At 39.0% G+C, this 20,648-nt stretch carries 14 protein-coding genes; 7 read left to right on the top strand and 7 right to left on the bottom strand.

Annotation, left to right across the window (positions count from 1 at the left end; genetic code table 11):
* Nucleotides 1-79: 79 nt before the first annotated feature.
* The 3 genes from FFJ24_RS00630 to FFJ24_RS00620 all read left to right on the top strand — a co-directional run bounded on the left by FFJ24_RS00630 (nt 80) and on the right by FFJ24_RS00620 (nt 2,503).
* Complete coding sequence (locus tag FFJ24_RS00630; RefSeq protein WP_057933765.1) at nt 80-664, top strand: RNA polymerase sigma factor; 585 nt, start codon at nt 80-82, stop codon at nt 662-664.
* Nucleotides 665-752: 88 nt separating this feature from the next.
* Complete coding sequence (locus FFJ24_RS00625; RefSeq protein WP_138820276.1) at nt 753-947, top strand: hypothetical protein; 195 nt, start codon at nt 753-755, stop codon at nt 945-947.
* A 371-nt stretch (nt 948-1,318) separates the two neighbouring features.
* The gene (locus FFJ24_RS00620; RefSeq protein WP_138820274.1) at nt 1,319-2,503 is read left to right on the top strand and encodes an MFS transporter; all 1,185 of its coding nucleotides are present in this window, start codon (nt 1,319-1,321) and stop codon (nt 2,501-2,503) included.
* A 615-nt stretch (nt 2,504-3,118) separates the two neighbouring features.
* On the opposite strand, the gene FFJ24_RS00615 is transcribed toward FFJ24_RS00620, so the two are convergent.
* The gene (locus FFJ24_RS00615) at nt 3,119-4,177 is read right to left on the bottom strand and encodes a fatty acid desaturase (protein ID WP_138820272.1); all 1,059 of its coding nucleotides are present in this window, start codon (nt 4,175-4,177) and stop codon (nt 3,119-3,121) included.
* Entirely contained in the window at nt 4,167-5,264 is a 1,098-nt protein-coding gene (locus FFJ24_RS00610; protein WP_138820270.1) for an acyl-CoA desaturase, read from the bottom strand. Before FFJ24_RS00610 ends, FFJ24_RS00615 begins: the two co-directional genes overlap by 11 nt.
* 207 nt (nt 5,265-5,471) lie before the next feature.
* Here FFJ24_RS00610 and FFJ24_RS00605 point away from each other — a divergent pair, with 207 nt between their 5' ends.
* Nucleotides 5,472-6,431, top strand: coding sequence for a hypothetical protein (locus FFJ24_RS00605; RefSeq protein ID WP_138820269.1), 960 nt, complete (start codon nt 5,472-5,474; stop codon nt 6,429-6,431).
* Nucleotide 6,432: 1 nt separating this feature from the next.
* Here FFJ24_RS00605 and FFJ24_RS00600 read toward each other — a convergent pair whose 3' ends face one another.
* Both FFJ24_RS00600 and FFJ24_RS00595 read right to left on the bottom strand, forming a co-directional pair.
* A complete protein-coding gene (locus FFJ24_RS00600; protein WP_138820267.1) occupies nt 6,433-8,724 on the bottom strand; it encodes a multicopper oxidase domain-containing protein in 2,292 nt (763 codons plus the stop codon).
* A gap of 15 nt (nt 8,725-8,739) precedes the next feature.
* Nucleotides 8,740-9,216: a DUF3347 domain-containing protein gene (locus FFJ24_RS00595; RefSeq protein ID WP_138820265.1), complete on the bottom strand. Its 477-nt coding sequence runs from the start codon at nt 9,214-9,216 to the stop codon at nt 8,740-8,742.
* A gap of 778 nt (nt 9,217-9,994) precedes the next feature.
* Between FFJ24_RS00595 and nth the strand changes: the two genes are divergently transcribed.
* Both nth and recA read left to right on the top strand, forming a co-directional pair.
* Nucleotides 9,995-10,660, top strand: coding sequence for an endonuclease III (gene nth / locus FFJ24_RS00590; RefSeq protein WP_029280284.1), 666 nt, complete (start codon nt 9,995-9,997; stop codon nt 10,658-10,660).
* Between the two features lie 133 nt (nt 10,661-10,793).
* Nucleotides 10,794-11,807 (top strand): recombinase RecA, encoded by a 1,014-nt coding sequence (gene recA / locus FFJ24_RS00585; protein ID WP_057935221.1) that lies wholly within the window; start codon nt 10,794-10,796, stop codon nt 11,805-11,807.
* Nucleotides 11,808-11,881: 74 nt separating this feature from the next.
* Here the strand turns inward: recA and FFJ24_RS00580 are convergent, their stop codons facing one another.
* The 3 genes from FFJ24_RS00580 to tsaD all read right to left on the bottom strand — a co-directional run bounded on the left by FFJ24_RS00580 (nt 11,882) and on the right by tsaD (nt 15,842).
* Nucleotides 11,882-14,236, bottom strand: coding sequence for a TonB-dependent receptor (locus FFJ24_RS00580; RefSeq protein WP_138820263.1), 2,355 nt, complete (start codon nt 14,234-14,236; stop codon nt 11,882-11,884).
* A gap of 76 nt (nt 14,237-14,312) precedes the next feature.
* Nucleotides 14,313-14,510: a hypothetical protein gene (locus tag FFJ24_RS00575; protein WP_138820261.1), complete on the bottom strand. Its 198-nt coding sequence runs from the start codon at nt 14,508-14,510 to the stop codon at nt 14,313-14,315.
* Between the two features lie 330 nt (nt 14,511-14,840).
* Nucleotides 14,841-15,842, bottom strand: coding sequence for a tRNA (adenosine(37)-N6)-threonylcarbamoyltransferase complex transferase subunit TsaD (tsaD, locus tag FFJ24_RS00570; RefSeq protein ID WP_138820259.1), 1,002 nt, complete (start codon nt 15,840-15,842; stop codon nt 14,841-14,843).
* 74 nt (nt 15,843-15,916) lie between these two features.
* Between tsaD and FFJ24_RS00565 the strand changes: the two genes are divergently transcribed.
* On the top strand, nt 15,917-20,347 hold the full coding sequence (locus FFJ24_RS00565) for a translocation/assembly module TamB domain-containing protein (RefSeq protein ID WP_138820257.1): 4,431 nt from the start codon (nt 15,917-15,919) through the stop codon (nt 20,345-20,347).
* Nucleotides 20,348-20,648 lie beyond the last annotated feature (301 nt).

Here is a 20,648-nt window from a genome sequence, read left to right as displayed (position 1 = left end):
ATAGGAGATAAGCTATAGAAATTAAACATCTACAAATTAATTTTTAGCAAATAGTACGGGATTTAGTGTAGGTAAACCTATGAATTTACAATCATATAATGATCAGGACCTGGTAAAGGTATATATTACCGGGAACGAGAATGGATTGCAGGAACTTTTAAGAAGACACAAAAGTAAAATTTATACCTCTATCTACTTATTGGTGAAAGACCAATATCTGGCAGAGGATATTTTTCAGGATGCTTTTATAAAGGTAATCAATACCCTGCGATCGGGAAGATATAATGAAGAAGGTAAGTTTTTACCTTGGGTAATGCGTATTGCACATAACCTGGTTATAGATTATTTCAGAAAAGAAAAAAGAACACCCATTATCACCAGTGCTGATGGAATGGATGTATTCAATATGCTACACTTTTATGATGAGAGCGCAGAAGACAAAATGCTTCGCGATCAAACCCATAAAGATTTAAAAGCGATGATCCATTTATTGCCTGATGAGCAAAAAGAAGTGCTCCTTATGCGTCATTATGCAGATTTGAGCTTCAAAGAAATAGCAGATTTAACTGATGTCAGCATTAATACAGCCTTGGGCCGTATGCGTTATGCGCTTAGCAATTTGCGTAAAATGCTTAAAACAAAAGAAATGACCTATAAAGGGTAGTAAAAATGTTACATATTTTTTTTGAGGGCTTGAAATAAAGCATCTTAACTATCGTTAAGTTTATAAAACTTATCACATTTAGTTGCTTATGACAAAAACCTCTACATCACAAAACAATGTAAATTTACCTACACCCAACATGTTTCAGCCTGGAACTGATATCGAATCGGACGCAGAAATCGACTTATTTTATGATCAAATAAAAGGTAAGTTAGATAGACTGGCTCAAGATCCTCAAGATGAAACCATCAACAGGATTTTAGCTTACAGCAAGTCATTATAAAATTTACACTGGTTAAAAAGGTTGTTCCACAGGGTGGGGCAACCTTTTTTATGTAAAATGTAAAAGGTGAGATGGGTGATGATTCATTAGTTCACTGGCCATTGGTTCATTTGTCACTGGCAACTGTAAACTGGCTTAGGGTTTAATAGTTTATTGGCAAACGGCCTAAGCGATAAGGACATAAACTATTTGGCTATCAACTATGAACCATCTGACTATAAGCCCTCAACAATTCAACCATGAACCAATCTAGCAATGAACTATTGGCTATCAACCATTCTTCCATCCCCCTATAAATGTCCTAATTTTTACAATCTCCTTCCATAAAAAGCCCTACCTTTGCATAGTGTAATTTTAACACTAAGGGCACAATGAACAAGAACTTACTTCCACTCACTTTAGGCGGTTTAGGCATCGGGATCACAGAATTTGTGATGATGGGCCTATTGCCTGATATCTCAAAAGATTTAGCAGTAACCATTCCACAAGCCGGGCATTTAATCTCCGCTTATGCATTGGGTGTAGTAATCGGTGCCCCGTTATTAATTATGATTGCAGGCAAATATCCACCAAAAATGATATTGATCGCTTTGATGATCATGTTCACCGTTTTTAACGCTTTCTCTGCTTTTGCCCCAACTTTTAATACTTTATTTATTGCTCGGTTACTTTCGGGCTTACCTCATGGTGCATTTTTCGGTGTAGGATCGGTAGTAGCCAGTAGAATTGCAGAGAAAGGGAAAGCTGCACAGGCCGTATCACTCATGTTTATGGGTTTAACCATTGCCAATATTGTGGGCGTACCATTGGGTACCTATATTGGACACAATTTCTCCTGGCGCATATCTTTTGCCGTGGTGGTATTTGTAGGTTTGGTAACCCTATTAAGTTTAAAATTATGGTTGCCCGCTTTAGAAGCGACAAAAAACCGCGATTTAAAAGCAGAATTAAGTTTTTTCAAAAAAAGAGAAGCATGGATCATCATTTTCATGATCTCTATCGGAACAGGCGGCCTATTTACCTGGTACAGTTATATCGCTCCGTTAATGACAGATGTTGCGGGCTTTTCGTCAAATGCTGTAACCTATATATTAATGCTGGCTGGTTTAGGCATGATGTTCGGCAATTACATTGGCGGACGTTTGGCTGATAAATTTTCACCGGCAAAAGCATCTGCAGCTTTGTTGCTCACCATGGTGGTTACCTTAACCATTGTGCATTTTGTGTCTGCAAGTCAGCCATTAGCTTTAATTATGACTTTTGTTACCGGCGCGGTCGCTTTCTCATTGGCAGCCCCTATCCAGATGCTGATGATCCAGAGTGCCAAAGGCTCCGAAATGCTGGCCGCCTCTGCCAGTCAGGCGAGTTTTAATATTGGTAATGCTTTAGGCGCCTTCTTCGGTGGGCTCCCGTTAGTGTATGGTTTCGATTATACTTCGCCCGCTTATGTAGGCGCCGCTATGGCATTGGTTGGTGCGTTTTTTGCATTTTGGTTGATTAAAAGCAACCAGGGAGTAACCGAAAAGGTTAAAGTCCCCGTTACTTCTTTTCACTAATTTCGAATGACAGAATGATTGAGTGAGAAATATAAGTCATTCCCTCATTCAAAAACTCAATTATTCAAATTTAGTTGCAAGCTAACTTTTTAGAAATGAAAGTAAGTGCAGCTAAAAATAGTCAGCCCCGCGATACACTCATCCCGATGGAAAATCCTACCGCGTGGACACAATTAGTTATAAGATTCTTCTGCCGCTCTATGCCGCGGAGGCATGGTACTTTGGAGCGCCAAAGTACCCAAAGCGCTTTGTCAATCCAGCAATGTGGCTTCTCACCGACTCACGCTCATCAAAAAAACAGCGGCACTTTGTTTTGCTCGTTTCTGCTAAGTGAAAAATTGAGGGGTATTTTCACAAAACCACTGCGTTTCAGGTTTGGTATTGCCATTTGTCCTATTCTGCAACTGTTTTTTTGATCGTTCTGCCACTTGGGATTGACGGCGTCCTTCGGTAAATTCCGTTTTTTATTAAAGTTGGTTAGCAAAATGCCTAAACTATTCTTGAATATTTGTGTCCTAAGGGTAGAATGGAAAATCAGGACCGTTCCCATCAGTTTAAAATCAAGGGGCTGTGCCATTAATTAAAAACCTGCGGCAATTTTTGAATAAATGAGAATTACGCTGCCACCCCCATTTTTTTAAGCAGCCTTAAATGAGATTTTATTCCACCGAAATAACTGGTGCAATTAGGCGTTATGCCATTATCATTCAACATTTCGTATAATATTTTACTGATTTGCGGATAATACAGATGGTGATAGTGCGGAAATAAATGATGCGCAATATGATTGTTAAAACCGCCTAAAATAAAGTTTGCCGTTTTACTGAAAGGATGCATGTCGTTTGAACTCCTGATCTGGTTCATTAACCAGGAGGCATTAATATAACCCTGCGCATCGGCTTTCGGATATTGTGTTTCCTCTACATGGTGGGTCATAAAAAAGGTAAACAACAAGAATAACGACTGACTTAGATGCATCATTAAAAAACCAATTAGCACCACATACCAGGGTTGGATTGCAAAAATCATAGGCAAAACAAGCAACAAACTGATATAGATAAATTTTTGGAATACAAATGACAGGTAATAGCTCATGTTCTTTTTGGCGCCATAACCATCGTCACTAAACAGAATTACGAAATCTTTAATAAAAATCCAGAACAGCGAATAGATTGTATAAGCTAATGGTGCATACAGGTGTTGGTACGCATGAAACCAATAATATCTGCTACCCGGCACCACGCGGATTAATCTAGATATTTTAAGGTCTGAATCATAATCTTCTACATTTGGCGCATAATGATGTGAATTAACATGACGCAGTTTCCAAGCTTCAGCATGTGCCCCAACCAATGTATAAATAGCTACAAAGCAAATGTGGTTAAGCTGCTTACTTTTAAAAATGGTATTGTGCGAAAAGTCGTGTGAAAAGTTAAAAGCAAAGAGCAGCGAGATAAAGCCATATATCGCAAAACAGCCTATAAAACCAATCGGGTCAGCAATTTTATACAAGATCAGATAAGCAAATATCGTGAGGGAAAAATATACTATAAACTTAGCGACAACCATCTTCATAAAAGTAGATTTATCGATTACCAATTCCTGTTCCACACGTTTGTATATCGCCTTTAGCAACTGACTATCAGCCGCTACATAAATATGTTTATCCTTCATATCGCATCGGGATTAAGTGTTCACTTCTGCCCATCATTTTCAAAAACCTGAAATGTGAAGCCAGCGATTCGCCGTAAGACATTTCCATATAAGTGAGCCTGTGTTTTTTAGCCAGCGCTTTAAAAATTGGCATAATATTAAGGTAGTGCACATGGCACACGTTAGGAAGCAGGTGATGTACCGCATGCGCATTAAAGCCGCCCAGTGTCCAGTTTAAAAACCTGCTTTCTGCATGATAGTCTATTGAGGTAAGTAATTGCAGCTTTGGCCAGCTCATATTCAATTTATGATCCTGATCAGGCACCGGATGAGCTACATAATCTGATAAGTGTGCAACACCTAACACCGATACAAACAACAGGGATATGATAAAATGATTCAACAGGAAAGCCATCAAAACTACTGCCCAACTAAAAGGCAACAGATAAACAGGCAAAATGACCATGTAACCGATATACAAGAGTTTATATACGACCAGCTTTACCACTTCAATGCGGGGGATCTCCACTTTAATTGTGCGGCTTGAAAGTTTGAACAACATCAGGATTTCCCTGAAAAAGCACCAGTTAATGGAATAGAAGAGATAAAGAAAGGGCGCATAAATAAACTGATACCGATGGAACCATAACAAAGGCTGAGATTCGGTCATCCTGAATAATGGATTATTCAGCACATCAATGTCACTGCCCGCTATATTGGTATATAAATGGTGCGATTCGTTATGGTTCTTGCCCCACACATAAGCGTTGTTCCCCTGTAGGTTAAAACTGAGCGAAAAGAGTATCCGGTTCCAGAATTTACTTTTTACTGCTACTCCATGTGTAGCATCGTGCGAAACATTAAAAGCGGTTAACAAAACAGAAAGTCCCATCAGCAGGTAAAAAGCGAAAAACGCAAATAGCGAATGGCTGGTAATCATTAAGGTGTAAAACAGGATGTCCAAACCGAAGTAAAGGAAAATCTTGAAGAACATTTTTGCATCCCCGGTTTTCTGTAGCCCATTATCAATAAAATACTGTTCGATTCGCTCGTTCAATTCTTTATAGAATTCGGAGCCTTCATCTTTTATAAATCTTAATTTGTTCATTGTAGTGCTGTTTAATTTCTAACCAAATCTAAAGCGTGAAACAAACTGTAATAAATCTTAAAGATTACTGCGATGTAAATAATTACCTTTAAAGAAAACAATAGAACTCATATAATTGATTATAAATTATATTTTGTTAATTTAATCTGATGTAATAATCCATTTGGTTATTAAAAAATACCATATTTGATTAAAAAATTAATCTTTATGGATAATCAGCAAACACTATTTTTTGAAGCCATTAAAGCTGCGTTGCCTGAATACCAGAACCTGGCACTGAGCGTAGCCGAAGAGTTAGGAATAAGCACCAATGAGGCCTATAAGAAAATCAGGGGCGACAGCAACCTTACTTTCCAACAGATCATTAAGCTTTCTGATTCTTTCGACGTCCCTTTTCTGTATAGCCCGAAACAATCATTATCGGTTACTTTTAGTTATTTAAGTGTAAATGAAGATTTAGATATGATTGGCTATCTCCGAAATTTATTGGACAATATAAAAGCCATCAAAAACAGCAATAAGAAACACATCACCATTACCACCGATGATATTCCTTTATTTCATTTTTTCAAGTATCCCGAACTCACCAGTTTTAAACTCTTCTTCTGGGCAAATAGCGCCAATAACGTCGAAACACAGTTTAGCTCTTCCTTCTTATCTGATGAAATTATTAAAATTTCGCAAGAGCTGCATGCCACTTATCTGGAAATACCAAGCACCGAAATATGGTCTAAAGATACGGTAACAGGTACACTCGAACAGATCAGGTATGCATTCGAAGCCGGCCATCTTACGGATACTGAACTGGCTATAAAAATTGTAGAGCAGGTAAGATATTGCCTTACCGATATGAATATGTATGCCATTAGCAGCAAAAAAACCATCGATCCTAACCATACCTTTAACTGGTATAACTGCGATGTATTGGGAAGCATTGCTTATCTGGTTGATTTTAAAGAACGCATGGCCTGCTACAACAGGTTTAATACTTTTAATTATTTAAGAACCGAAGACCAGGCCTATTGCAAACAAACCAAACAATGGATGCAGGGCCTGATTATGAAATCGGTTTCTGTTAGCGGTCAGGGCGAAAAACACCGCAATAAATATCTGTATAATGCCTTTGCCGAATGCGACAAGTTGTTAAGGGAGATGACTAATGGTTAGCTCAATAATTAAGCGTTAAGCCTGCACCAAACCCCATATCGCTATCATAGTGGGCAGAAATACCCATGTATTTAGTGGTAATAAATTTAAGTCCACCCATAAATTCTTTATCACTATTTACCATGAAGCTTGCCCTTAATCGCTTAGAAACCGGTATATCTTCACGCATCAACTGTAAACGCACGTTACCATTATGGTACACTTCTGCCTGCGCTACTACCAACATGGGTAAGGTGTAGGCAAGCCCCAAACTAAACATGCTTCTTTTATCTTTTGTGCTTTTCTGGCCAAAAATATTGGTTTCGGGTTCACCAGCTTCCATCTTCCGGTAACGCCAATCAAAACCCACAAAAGGCATTAACCACTGCATCCTATCTACGTACCGGCCAATATGGGTTTCGGTTTCAAAGCCGTGCATTTTATTATAGCCCAATCGCCATTCGGCTCCAATGCTCCAGCGCGTATTTCCCAACATAGCCATACCGTCGTTTCCGTTGCTGGCAAAATCGTTTTCGGCCATAAAATGAAACATCCTGTCATCGGCAAAAAGTTTTCGCTGTGCCAATTTAGGGTTTGGGATTTCGGGGTTTAACGGTGAGTTTTCATAACTAAAAATCTTACCCATTCCACTCATCATGTGATACAAAATATGGCAGTGAAAAAACCAGTCACCACTTTCTGAAGCGCTAAACTCAATGGTATCGCGTTCCATTGGTATAATATCAAGTACATTTTTTAAAGGAGCATAATCGCCCTGGCCATTAATTACCCTAAAATCGTGCCCATGCAGGTGCATAGGGTGCCGCATCATACTGTTATTGTATAAAATGATCCGCAGGTTTTCGCCTTTTTTGATGAGGATTTTATCTTCTTCAGAGATGGTTTTATGATCCAAAGTCCAAACATAACGGTTCATGTTGCCCGTTAACTGAAACTCCATTTCACGGGTTGGGGCTTTAGATAAAACCGTTTTTTCCGGCGAGCGCAACATATCATAATTCAATGTTATCATAGGGCCTTTTGCGCCTTTGTCGCTCCCCATATTATGGGCCTTGTGCGCATCAGCAACAACAGCATCAGTCCCCGTATCATCCAGTTCAGCATACATTACGGCATTCATATCCATCACCTGGTTCTGCATTTTCATGCCTCCCATCTGCACCAGATTACCATTCATATCCATCATTTCGTTCATCATTTTCATACCTTCGAAATATTTCAATTTGGGTAATTTTTGAGCAGCTATTTTTGGTCCACTACCCAGCCATAAAGAGGCCGATTGAGTACGGTCTTCGGGTGTGACCAAAAACTCGTAGCTTTTATTTTCAGGGACGGTTACAATAACATCGTATGTTTCAGATACGGCAATAATCAGCCGGTCTACTTCTACCGGCACTACATCGTTACCATCATTGGCAACTACTGTTATTTTACCGCCAGCATAAGTGAGCCAAAAATAAGTAGATGCTCCTCCGTTAGCAATGCGCAACCTTACCTTATCGCCTGCTTTGAGCTTGTTTGGTACCTGGTAATGATTTTTTCCGTTTACTAAAAATGCTTCGTAATATACGTCACTCACATCCATGGCAGTCATCCTTTTCAGTTCGTTGGTGAGCTTTGTTTTAAAGTGTCCACCCTTTATGGCTTCGGCATAACTTTGTGTTGTACCTTTTTTTATCGCAAACCAATCATTAGCATTGTGTAATCGCCTGTCAACTTCGTGAGGTTTCATATTGGTCCACTCACTTAAAACAACAGGTATCGTAGGGATAACAGGCTCTTTTCTTTTATTTAAGATCATCGCTCCGTACATCCCAATCTGCTCCTGCAGACCTGAGTGGCTATGATACCAATGGGTACCGTTCTGTACAATAGGAAAACGGTAAACATGGGTTTTATTGGGCTCAATGGGCATCTGGGTTAAATAAGGAACCCCATCATATTGATTGGGGAGAAATAGCCCGTGCCAATGCAATGAAGTTGACTCTTTTAGCCTGTTGTGCACATGTATTTCTGCGGTATCGCCCTCGGTAAAGGTGAGCGTTGGCATGGGTATTTGCCCGTTCACCGAAATGGCTCTTTTAGCTTTCCCGCCAAAAGTTACGGTTGTATCAGCAACATATAAATCATAGCGCACAAGCCTCGGCGGCTTATTGTTGCCTAAAGTTTCCACATCACTTGCTTTCCGGGGAGCTTTTTTGGGCTCAGCTGCTTTTACGTCGTTATGCTGATGCTGGCCAAAAGCAAAACTATGGAGCAAAATACTAAGGCAACAAGCTAAAATAAATTTCATTTTGTAGCGTGTATTTTATTTAAGTACTTCGGCAACTTTACCACAGCTTAACATTTTATTACCATAATATGGATTTTTTATCGCCTCGTCTTCGCTTAGCCAATAGCTTTTCTTCATCGGACAATAAGCATAATAAACAGGCTTATCGTTTAGTTTTACCGCTTTTACCAAGGCATAAAAATCGGTTGATAAAGACGTAAAATGATCTCTTTGATGTTCGATATCTTTACTTTCGGCGACGTGTTCGGCATCAAATAATATTTTATCACGTAATACTTTCGAAGCGTTGGTTTTTTCATTGGCTTTTATCGCATTAATTAATGCAGTAGCCTTGGTGCCAGCCACGCTTGCGTTGCTGCTAATTAAGGCGTCTTTAACTTCGTAATAAGCTTGTAAAGGGCTAACCGATGCTGCTTTTTCCTGAGCCAATACACTGCCAGCCATAATTAGTACAATAACCTGGATCGCACATAATTTTAATAAGGTTTTCATTGTGTGTTTAATTTTAAACAAACCTAGCGGTATGGCTTTTCATGATGTTATACTTTTACCGAAAATGTTTATATAATTATGTGTTTCGTGATCGGGTCAAAGGCTGGGCATTAAGCCATTAGCAGTTAAATGGATTAAAACAATTATAAAGGTATTTCTACACTAGCAGTTACTTACGATATCTTTTTTTATTTTTGGAAACGGATGTCCAGTAATTCTTCGGGAGCAGCAGTCCCGTTATCCGCTTTATCCCGATAGAAACCTGGTAAACAAGCAAGCACACCAAAATGTAACATAAACCGGTGCTTAAATCGGGATGCACGCTCCTACCGGGTTTATTAACAAAGGTTACTGCAAAAACGGCGAAACTCCTTAGTAATATCCCACGTTCATCCAATATCTATCTGATCCCTTAGGTCTAGAAACAGGGGATTATGCGGCCTGCAAACCCTAAAAAATGAAATACTGTATTGCCCACCTAGCCCTGGTTGCAGCGTTACCCTGCAGCAACGAGGTACGAGGCAGCGAAGCGTAAAAGCGGAAAACAGGAAAAAACCTTAATCTTAGCACCAAATTGCGCTCCCAATCCTGAACTGATTCATGCCTTTACCTTACCCGTCAAATCTGGTCAGGACTGAAAGCTTCCTATATAATTCATAGCGACAAATAAATTATCACTAAGCATGACAAATTACAGTTTATCTTCCGGTTCTTCCGTTCTACATGCTCTTCTTCCAATTTAGCAGTTACATTTTCCATCTTTAACCTATATTTGCAAATGCTTAAAAAAGAACGCTACAAACTTTTTGTAGAACATTTTTCGGCCAAGCAGCCTGATGCAGAAACCGAGTTACATTATAATAACCCTTACCAGCTTTTAGTGGCCGTAATCCTGTCTGCACAATGTACCGACAAAAGGGTGAATATGGTAACCCCTGCACTTTTTCAGCGCTTTCCTAATGCTAAAGCCCTGGCCGAAGCTACTCCCGATATTGTTTTCGATTATATCAGAAGCATCAGTTACCCAAACAATAAGGCAAAACACCTGGTGGGCATGGCTAATATCCTGCTTAACGAATTTAACGACGTGGTGCCTTCGGGGATTGACGATCTACAGAAAATGCCAGGTGTTGGCCGCAAAACAGCCAATGTAATTGCCTCTGTAATCTACAATGCACCGGCAATGGCGGTTGACACCCATGTTTTCCGCGTAGCCAACCGCCTGGGTTTAACCAATGGCAAAACTCCGTTGGCGGTTGAAAAAGATTTAGTAAAAAACCTTCCGGAACACGATATCCACATTGCACACCACTGGCTTATTCTGCACGGACGTTACGTTTGTGTAGCCAGAAGCCCTAAATGCGATGTTTGCGAAATTACCTATATGTGCAGGTATTTCGAACGTTTAACTGCCCAAAACGAAAGAGATAAATTAAAAGCTTAAAATTATTTTTAATTTACTATTGACATTAGCTAAAAAACATTTAACTTAGCTAAATATTTTAGCATTATAAATATCAACATTTAAGTATATTAGCCGATAATCAATTATATTTACGCAATCAATGAAAAAAGAAATGAGCACTGCAAATCCAGATAAATTAAAAGCCCTTCAACTTACTTTAGATAAGCTAGAGAAATCATACGGTAAAGGCACCATCATGAAACTTGGCGATTCTGCCATTGAACCAATAGATTTTATTTCTACCGGATCAATCAGTTTAGATATTGCTTTGGGTATTGGTGGTATTCCAAAAGGCCGTGTAATTGAAATCTATGGTCCGGAATCTTCTGGTAAAACAACTTTAGCTACACACATTATTGCCGAAGCACAGAAAAAAGGCGGTATTGCTGCTTTTATCGATGCAGAACATGCTTTTGATCAGTTTTATGCGAAGAAACTGGGTGTAGATACGGATAACCTTTTAATCTCTCAACCAGATAATGGTGAGCAGGCATTAGAAATTGCCGATAACTTAATCCGTTCGGGCGCTATCGATGTAATTGTAATTGACTCTGTCGCCGCTTTGGTTCCTAAAAGTGAAATTGAAGGCGAAATGGGCGACAGTAAAATGGGTTTACATGCCCGTTTAATGAGTCAGGCCTTACGTAAATTAACCGGAACAATTTCTAAAACCGGGTGTTGCTGTATTTTCATTAACCAGTTACGTGATAAAATTGGGGTAATGTTTGGTAACCCTGAAACCACAACCGGTGGTAATGCTTTGAAATTTTATGCATCGGTTCGTTTAGATATCCGTCGTATTTCACAAATCAAGGATTCTGACGAAGTTTCCGGTAACCGTGTTAAAGTAAAAATTGTTAAAAATAAAGTGGCTCCGCCTTTCCGTATCGCAGAATTTGATGTGATGTTTGGTGAAGGTATTTCTAAAAATGGTGAAATCATCGACTTAGGTGTTGATTTTGGTATCATCAAGAAAGCAGGATCATGGTTCTCTTACGGAGATACCAAACTAGGTCAGGGTAGAGATGCTGTAAAACAATTGTTAAGCGACAATCCTGAACTTGCAGAAGAACTGGAAATTAAAATCAAAGCCGAAGTAACCGGCGATAAATTAGCTGAAAAATAAGCCAGATCAATTCCGTTAAACATAAAAAAGCGCCCCAATTAAAAATCCGGGCGCTTTTTCTATCTTAGATGTGATTAATAACTAACCGAGATACCAAAGTTTACCGAAGTACCCCTCCCCTTTGAATAAAAGCCCGGTTGCATAAACCATTGTGCCCTTGCCGGGAAATAATCCTGGTTAAATATATTATCTATACCTAAGGTAAGTTTAGTATTCTTTTTCACCTGATAAATTCCCGCAAAACTGAATAAATGATACGCTTTTACAGCTCCTTCATTTCCATTATATATGCCGTTAGCATTTTTTTCAAATCTGTTACGTGAGTTGATACCGGTATAGTTTAGTGTTAAATCCAACACCTTTAACGGACTATAGGTTACTGAAGCTGTAACTTTTGGCGCGGAAATACGGCGGCCATTGAGATACAAGTCGCCAGCATCGTTAAACTTTCCATTTTTGTCAATATCACGCTTGCCTTCTGTATAACTGTAACTTGCAGCTAAACCCAGCTGATCAAACAAATGGTAATCGGCTGCCAATTCAAAACCATAAATTTTTTCAGGGTTCCTTGCGGTATTAAATAAACCTGTAGCAGGGTCATAAACCACTTCAATACCTAACTTAGACGTACTGATATAACCCGCTGCAGAAAATGTTAATCCGGCAATTTTACTTTCAAAACCAGCCTCATAATTATTAACCTTTACCGCATCCGTATTGATCTTATCAATACTGTTTACTTTGGCATCGCGTAATGCCAGGCCAATATCCATTACGGAAAAACCCTGAGAGAAACTTACAAAGGGACTAAAAACATTAAATTGATTATACCGTAAACCCGCATTAAAAAGATAAGTACTGTATTTTAAATTGCCTCCGGCTACATCAAAAGATGGCGTAATGGTAGCATTGTTTGCTCCGGTAGTTCTTAATGTCCGGTAATCATCAACTGCTATATTTACATTTTCGTAGCGCAAACCGGTTTTAAATACAAGCTTGCTTAAAATATTAAAATCTGCCTGTGCAAAAGGTGCTATGTTGGTCATATTCATCGTTGGTACCCATACCCTCCCATCAACCAGCGGCTGTGCGGTTTTATCTTTCATGAAATCTGCACCATAAGCCAGATTCATTTTCAAAAAGTCGAGGTTCAATATTGGTGTTTCCAAAAACAAACGTGCCCCCCTTTTATCATTTTTAGCAAGCGACTGCCCATCGCCTCCATCAAAACGCCCTAACGAAACATAAAATACATCCTTTCTGGTTTCATAATAAACATCTGCATTTAAACTCGAATGCAGAAAGGTGCTATCTATCTTATACGATAGATTTAAATTGTGATTATAGTCAACCCCGGTCGGAATCCCAAGTGGTTTTCCAAGTACACCTGTTGCTTTCTGACCTGTTACCAGATTACCGTTTACCAAAGTAAAATTACTGTTCTGCAAACTGCTGTATGTATTATAGGTAAGCTGAATACGCTGATTTTTTGCAGGTACATAACCTAACTTGGCAAAAGCATTATAGCTATCGGTTTCGCCCAAACTGTAGTTTGGCCCTACCACATCACCTTTTGCATCTTTATATTCGCCGGTTTGCTCATACATTCCACTTACCACGTAATCAAATTTACCCAGTTTTCCATAGAACATTTGGTTGATCCGGCCACCTTCGGAGTTTTTGACTTTAACCAACGATCCGTTTAAATTAAGCTGGGTTTTACCACCAAACCTGGCTGCTGTATCCGGAACCATGGTAATGTAATTCACTAAACCTCCGGCAGCACCATTACCATAAATGGCTGTGGCACCTTTTACCACTTCTATACGCTCAAGTACTGAAGGGTCTATCGACCTCAAATCTACTTCTGCATTTCTTAATGGCGAAGATTGAGAAACACCATCTATCATCACCAGCATTGGGCGGCCCCTTAGATTTTGTCCTACATTATTCCCGGTTTGTGCTGTAGGCGCAAAACCTGGCACCTGGTTGGCCAGTATTGTGCTTAAATCTGGCGTGATAGCCATTTCTTTTTCCAGTTTTTTCTTATTTACAATACTAACTGAAGTGGTAATATTTTTAATGTTTTCCGGCTTTCTTGAAGTAGAAATTATCACATCATCCAGCGCATTGGCTACCGGTTCCAATACAAAATTAATAATTGTATCGGCCCTTACCGCCGCAATTTGCTGTGTAAATAACTTATATCCAACAGCATTTACCTGAATAGTAAACGGAACACCGCTTTTGATATACAAGGTATAATAACCTTTGCTATCAGCCTGGATTTTCTGGCCCGGCAAAGAAATGGTGGTGTATGGAACTTCATTTCTTTTATCCTTTATGTGTCCTTCAATCTTCACGTTTTGGGCATGTACCAAAAGAAGATTACATACGAAGATGGTAACGATGAGTATAGTTTTTTTCATCTATCTTTAATTTTCGGCAAAGATAGAAAATATACACTAATAAGAATAGGTCTAAATAAGAATTAGAATTTCTTCTTTAATTCTGGCTAAAAATGGCGCTGAAATCTTTGGTTACATATACAATAACCAAAAGTGCAGCAATAACCAGGACACCCAGAATAATTACACCCCAGCTTCCTTTAAGCTTGTTTTTATCTTTTCTGATCAACCAGTATAACAGGCCGATTAAAGGTACCGCACAAACAATCCAAAATATTAAAGATGCTCCGCTCATATTTGTATTTAATTTAATAGTTTTTATTGGTCCGAGGTCGGGTGTCCGAAGTCGGAAGTTTAAAGAGCAGATGAATTTCTCTTGATAATCCATCCGTTCCAGTTGCCAATTTTCTGTTGGCGGTTTACAGTTTTTTGCCACGGAAGCACAGAAACACGGAGATACATTGCGTTAACAACCATAGTACGATTGCTTCGTTCCTGATAATGACGAACAAGGGAATTAATCAGTTTTCAGTTACCAGTTTACCATTAAAAGTTAACTACTCTAGGCAACTAACTATTGACTAATGAACCAATGACCAATGACCCAATGACCAATGAACCAAAACTAAAACTCCATCCGCGCCATTGGTGAAACATCCTGCCCTGCAAAATCCTGTTTCAGGTACTTCTGGTAACCTGCAATAGCAATCATGCCTGCATTATCCGTACAGTACTGAAACGCCGGTATATAAACATTCCAGCCCAGTTCATTGGCAGCTTGTTGCAGCCCGTTCCGTAAACCAGAGTTTGCCGAAACACCTCCTGCAATAGCTACTTCCTTAATCCCGTACTGTTTTGCTGATTTCTTTAATTTGTTCAGTAGAATCTGCACAATACTATATTGAACCGATGCACAAATATCATCTAAATTTTCAGCAATAAAATTAGGGTTTTCTTTTTCCTGCTTCCTGATAAAATACAGAATAGAAGTTTTAAAACCACTAAAACTAAAGTTCAGATCAGCGATTTGTGGTTCTGCAAATTTAAACGCCAAAGGATTTCCATGCTGTGCATGTTTATCAATCAGTGGTCCTCCCGGATAAGGTAAAGCCAGTAATTTAGCGGTTTTATCAAAAGCTTCGCCAGCAGCATCATCCAATGTTTCGCCAACAATTTCCATATCAAAGTAATCTTTTACCAACACAATTTGTGTGTGTCCGCCCGAAACGGTTAAACAGATAAAGGGGAAACTTGGCTTAGGATCATCAATAAAGTGCGCTAAGATATGCGCATGCATGTGATTGACAGAAATTAAAGGTATATTTAAAGCTAATGCAAAAGATTTAGCAAAAGAAACACCGACCAATAATGATCCTAAAAGACCAGGGCCCCGTGTAAAAGCTACGGCATTAATGTCCTGTTTTGTAACTTTAGCATTAATTAAAGCTTGTTGCACGGCAGGCACAATATTTTGTTGATGTACCCTTGAAGCTAATTCAGGTATAACACCACCATAATTTTGATGAATTGTTTGGTTTGCAATAACATTGGCAGTAATTTTGCCATTGTTACAAATAGCAACGGATGTATCATCGCAAGAAGACTCGATAGCAAGTATAACAGACAAATTATTAATATTTAAGCTGCAAAATTATTAAAAAACTATTTAAAATACTCCTTTGGGTAATCGCATCAATCATCTTGCTGCTTGCGCTTCTTATTTTTTCGCTACAATTTAAGCCTGTTCAAACTTATTTTGCGCAGAAAGCTGCCGCATACTTATCTAAAGAGCTTAAAACCACTATATCAATCAAGAGTCTCTATATCAAGCCTTTTAAATCTATTGTACTCGAAGATTTATTGGTTTTAGATTTACAAAAAGACACTTTATTGAGCACGCCTCAGTTTATGGTCGATATTAATCAATTATCTATCGATAAAAAGATCATTGATATCAGTACCGTTCAAATTAACGATGGCCAGTTTTTCCTAAAGGATTTCAAAGATAAGTCTTCTAATCTCGATTTTATCATTAACTACTTCGATTCTGGTAAACCTAAGGTAAAGAAAAAGAAAAGTAAGCCTTTTGATGTAAATCTAGGCCGCCTTATTTTAAATAAGTTTGCGTTCAGGTACATCAACTACAGTGCAAAAGATACCGTGCAGGGCAAAAGTGTAAACTTCGATAACGTAAACGTTAAACAGCTGAGTGGAATTTTTGAAGGATTGGACACAAAAAACCATTTGATTAAAACCAATATCAAAAACCTCACTTTTAAAGAGCGTAGCGGATTTTACCTGAAAAACTTAACGGCCCAAACCACGATAGACAGTAATGCCATAGAGCTGAAAAACCTGCTGCTCGAAACCAATCAGAGCCGTTTAACCAACTACTACCAGATGCGATTTAAAAGCTATAAAGATTTTAACCATTACGTAGACAATGTACGGATGAAGGCTATTTTTAAAGATAGTCATATCACCTCCAGAGATGTTGCGTTTTTTGCACCTGAAATGAATACCATGAAACTCGACCTCGATGTTGATGGTCAGATTACAGGTTTAGTGAATAACCTTAAAGCCAAAAAATTATCATTAAGGACTGGGAAGGCTACACACATTAAAGGTGACTTTATTTTAAAAGGGCTTCCGAAATGGAAAGAAACTTTTATGGACCTGAACATCGAAATGGCAGGAACAAATAAAACCGATCTTGAGGAAGTGCTGGCGGGCATTACCAACAGCAAAAAGAAAATTGTTCCGGTAATTGTAAACAAATTTGGCAACATTAACTTCAACGGAAGTTTTACGGGTTTCCAAAACGACTTTATTGCCTACGGCGAATTTAAAACCAAACTGGGCCGCATCGTTTCGGATGTGAATATGAAAATCGATAAAAACGATATTCCGTCGTATACCGGGAACGTAAAAACCTACGATTTTAACCTGGGTAACCTGCTTGATGAAAAAAGCCTGGGCCGGATCAGCTCTTCTTTATATGTAAAAGGCCGCGGAACGGAATTAAAAGATTTAACCGAAAAAATAAACGGCGATGTAGATTATATCGACTTTAACAAATACAGGTACCGTAACGTAAAGATTGATGGCACCTTTGATAAAAAATATTTTGATGGCAAGCTGAGCATTAACGACCGAAACATTAAACTGGTATTTGATGGCGGTGTTAACCTGAACCCTAAACTGCCGGTATTCAATTTTAACGCAACCATTTCCAAGGCCCGTTTAAAAGCCTTAAAACTCCTGAAAGATTCGTTGATGGTGGATGCCAAATTTACCACTAATTTTTCGGGCACCAACCTGAATAACATATCCGGTAAGTTATTGATTGAAGAGATCAGGCTGCAAAATCCCAAAGGCATTTATACTGTAGATTCGGTACAATTAATGGCCAATGGCACAGGTGCCAGCCGCGTACTGGATATCCGGTCGGATATTTTAGATGCCAGTATTAAAGGAGAATATGATTTAAATTCTATTGTTTCTTACTATAAAGCCATCGCAAAAACCTATATCCCTTCATTAAAGGCTGATATTATAAAATACAAAAACCAGATTTTTCAGTTTAACCTGAAGGTTAAAAAATTCGAACCGCTGGCGCAGATATTTGTACCAGGCCTGGAATTAGAAGAGGGCGCTACATTAACCGGAGATTTCGATTCGCGGAATAATACCGCCACGCTGAATGGTTTTGTAAAGAAACTAAAATACAATGGCATTATCGTAAACAATATCATCCTCGATGAAAATACCACCACACAACAGCTTCAACTGATTGTAACTTCTGACCGGGTGCAGCTTAACGACAGTTTATTTATTAAAGATGTAAACATTTCCAACATCCTTCGGAACGACAGTCTGGCCTTCAACGTAAAAATGTCGAACGCCGACGAAGATAATCAGCTCGATTTAAACGGACTGGTAGAGTTTACCAAAAACCAGGATACTACGGCAAGGTTAAGCGTATTGCCTTCTATCTTAAAAATCAATAACGAAGAATGGCGCATCCAGGAGAAAGTACGAATTGTGCTGAACAATGGTAAAACCGAGATCAGTAATTTCGATTTAACCAACGGAAAGCAACAGGTTGTTATTGATGGATTAATTTCTGAAGACCCTAAAGATTTGATCAGCGTTGGCTTTAAAGATTTTAGCTTAAAAACCCTGAACCCTTTTACCAAAGGTTTTGGTGTTAAATTGGGTGGAAACGTTAACGGGAAGACTGATATGTATGGCGTATTAAAAACACTCAGGGTAACAGACGACTTAAAAATCGATTCGTTAAACTTTAACGATATCTATATCGGTACCTTAACCGATACCTCATCATACAGCAATGAAAGCCAAAAGCTTAATGTATTTACCCGCATTGTGGCCGACAATTCGGAGAATTTTAAACTGACCGGAAATCTCGATCTAAAAGAAAAAGTAATCGACCTCAGCGTTAAAATGGATGACAGCAAGCTCACCGTACTGGAGCCTTTTGTTAAACAACTGGTATCCAATTTAAAAGGAAATATCTCAGCTGATTTAACCGTAAAAGGTAAGTTAGACAAACCAGAAATTAACGGAACTTTATCGTTAGATAAGGGACAGCTGATGGTAAACTACCTTAAAACCACCTACGTGATTACCGATAAGGTTGAAGTAAACAATAGTGTAATTAACCTCGAAGATTTTGTACTTAACGACCTGGAGGGCCACGAAGCCACAGCAAGCGGAACCGTAGATTTAAATGATATTAACTACCCGACACTGAATGTAAAGGTGAATGCCAACAGCCTAATGGCCTTAAACACTACCGCGAAAGACAATTCCATCTACTATGGCCGGGCCTATGGCACAGGTGTATTTACGTTTACGGGCCCGACCAATAAAATGAAGATCGACATTAAGGCGAAAACGGAAAAAGGAACTATATTTAACCTACCGCTAAACAGCTCTGAAACCATATCGGATAAAGATTTCATTAATTTCGTGAGCCGCGATTCGACTGTGCTGGTTAAGAAAAGAACAAACTTTGATGGTTTAACCTTGAGTTTCAAATTAACCATTGATCCGAATACCACAGCGAACATATATACCACCCTGGGCAATTTAAGTGGCAAGGGTAATGCCGAGCTGGCCTTAAACATCAATAGTGTCGGTGATTTCGAAATGTCTGGCGATTATATTATTGAGACCGGAAGTTTTGATTTTACAGCCCAGGAGGTGATCAACAAAAAATTCGAGATCAGGCAAGGTGGAACCATCCGCTGGACAGGTAATCCTACTGCGGCACAGATTAACTTAAAAGCGGTATACGCGTTAAGGGCAAGTTTGAACGACCTTTACAAGGCGGCAAACCGCGATGCCAGCAGCAATGCCAACCAAAGGGTAAATACCGAGGTAGAGATGGGCTTAACAGGTTTACTGCTAAAACCGGATATTAAGCTCGATATCAATTTCCCTGCACAACCTTCAATTAAAGAAGAATTGCAAACCTATTTTAGCGATCAGAACAACCTGAACCTTCAGGCATTCAGTTTAATTATCAGAAGAAGTTTCGCTCCCGGAAATGGAGGGCAGTCGATTGGGAACCAGTTGAGCTCAACTGCTACCAGTACAGCTACGGAATTGGTTTTTAATCAGTTTAACAACGTACTTTCTTCGTTAAACTTAAACTTTGTCGATTTGAACGTACGTTCGTTAAGCGAGGCCAACGCATCGTTTAAATTCTTTAACGATCGTTTAATTATTAATGCCGGTATTGTAGACCGGAATAGTGCCAACGATTTTACCGTTATCGATTTCTCTAAAGATAATGTAGGCAGAGAGGTTGAGGGACTTTTCCTGATTAAAAAAGATGGAAGCCTGACGGTAAAAGCGGCAAATAAACCACCCACGCAACAGAGTATATTCTTAAACAGCGGGATTAGTTCAACCGCAAACGTAACCTCTTTCGGTCTGGTATATACCCAGCAGTTTGATACTTTTAAGGAGTTTATTCAGAAAATTTCTGGTGCTTATCGCCGGAACCTGAAAAGGAAACAGGGGGATACACCGGTTAAAACGAATAAATCTATTAATAAAGAAGCGATTATCAACCAGAGTAAAGGGAACCAAAGGAGGTAGACCGATTGTTCATTTGTTCATTGGTCAATAGTTCATTGGTATGGGCGAGAGCGTCATTTGCGCACAGGCCGGAACTTAATGCCTATTGCATCCTGGTTTTGAATTAATAAACAACCGTGCAACATAGATTCTGACCACGATTAGCTATTAGACCATTGAAAACAATCAATGCAACTAATAAAACAAGTTCAGGAGGACGAACCGCATGATGATTAATCGACACCAGGGGGCTTACATGATCTTATATTTCTTATATGGTTAAAAATCGGTGGCTATTTAGGTTAAGTATAAAGATCCTTCA

It is taken from the genome of Pedobacter sp. KBS0701 (assembly GCF_005938645.2).
Classification (GTDB): Bacteria; Bacteroidota; Bacteroidia; order Sphingobacteriales; family Sphingobacteriaceae; genus Pedobacter.
This window is presented reverse-complemented; position numbering and strand designations above follow the sequence as displayed.

Coding starts and splice junctions, on each gene's coding strand:
- nth (WP_029280284.1), top strand. CDS start 9,995: ATGCTTAAAAAAGAACGCTACAAACTTTTTGTAGAACATTTTTCGGCC.
- FFJ24_RS00625 (WP_138820276.1), top strand. CDS start 753: ATGACAAAAACCTCTACATCACAAAACAATGTAAATTTACCTACACCC.
- FFJ24_RS00630 (WP_057933765.1), top strand. CDS start 80: ATGAATTTACAATCATATAATGATCAGGACCTGGTAAAGGTATATATT.
- recA (WP_057935221.1), top strand. CDS start 10,794: ATGAGCACTGCAAATCCAGATAAATTAAAAGCCCTTCAACTTACTTTA.
- FFJ24_RS00615 (WP_138820272.1), bottom strand. CDS start 4,177: ATGAAGGATAAACATATTTATGTAGCGGCTGATAGTCAGTTGCTAAAG.
- FFJ24_RS00600 (WP_138820267.1), bottom strand. CDS start 8,724: ATGAAATTTATTTTAGCTTGTTGCCTTAGTATTTTGCTCCATAGTTTT.
- FFJ24_RS00575 (WP_138820261.1), bottom strand. CDS start 14,510: ATGAGCGGAGCATCTTTAATATTTTGGATTGTTTGTGCGGTACCTTTA.
- FFJ24_RS00620 (WP_138820274.1), top strand. CDS start 1,319: ATGAACAAGAACTTACTTCCACTCACTTTAGGCGGTTTAGGCATCGGG.
- FFJ24_RS00610 (WP_138820270.1), bottom strand. CDS start 5,264: ATGAACAAATTAAGATTTATAAAAGATGAAGGCTCCGAATTCTATAAA.
- FFJ24_RS00595 (WP_138820265.1), bottom strand. CDS start 9,216: ATGAAAACCTTATTAAAATTATGTGCGATCCAGGTTATTGTACTAATT.
- FFJ24_RS00605 (WP_138820269.1), top strand. CDS start 5,472: ATGGATAATCAGCAAACACTATTTTTTGAAGCCATTAAAGCTGCGTTG.
- FFJ24_RS00580 (WP_138820263.1), bottom strand. CDS start 14,236: ATGAAAAAAACTATACTCATCGTTACCATCTTCGTATGTAATCTTCTT.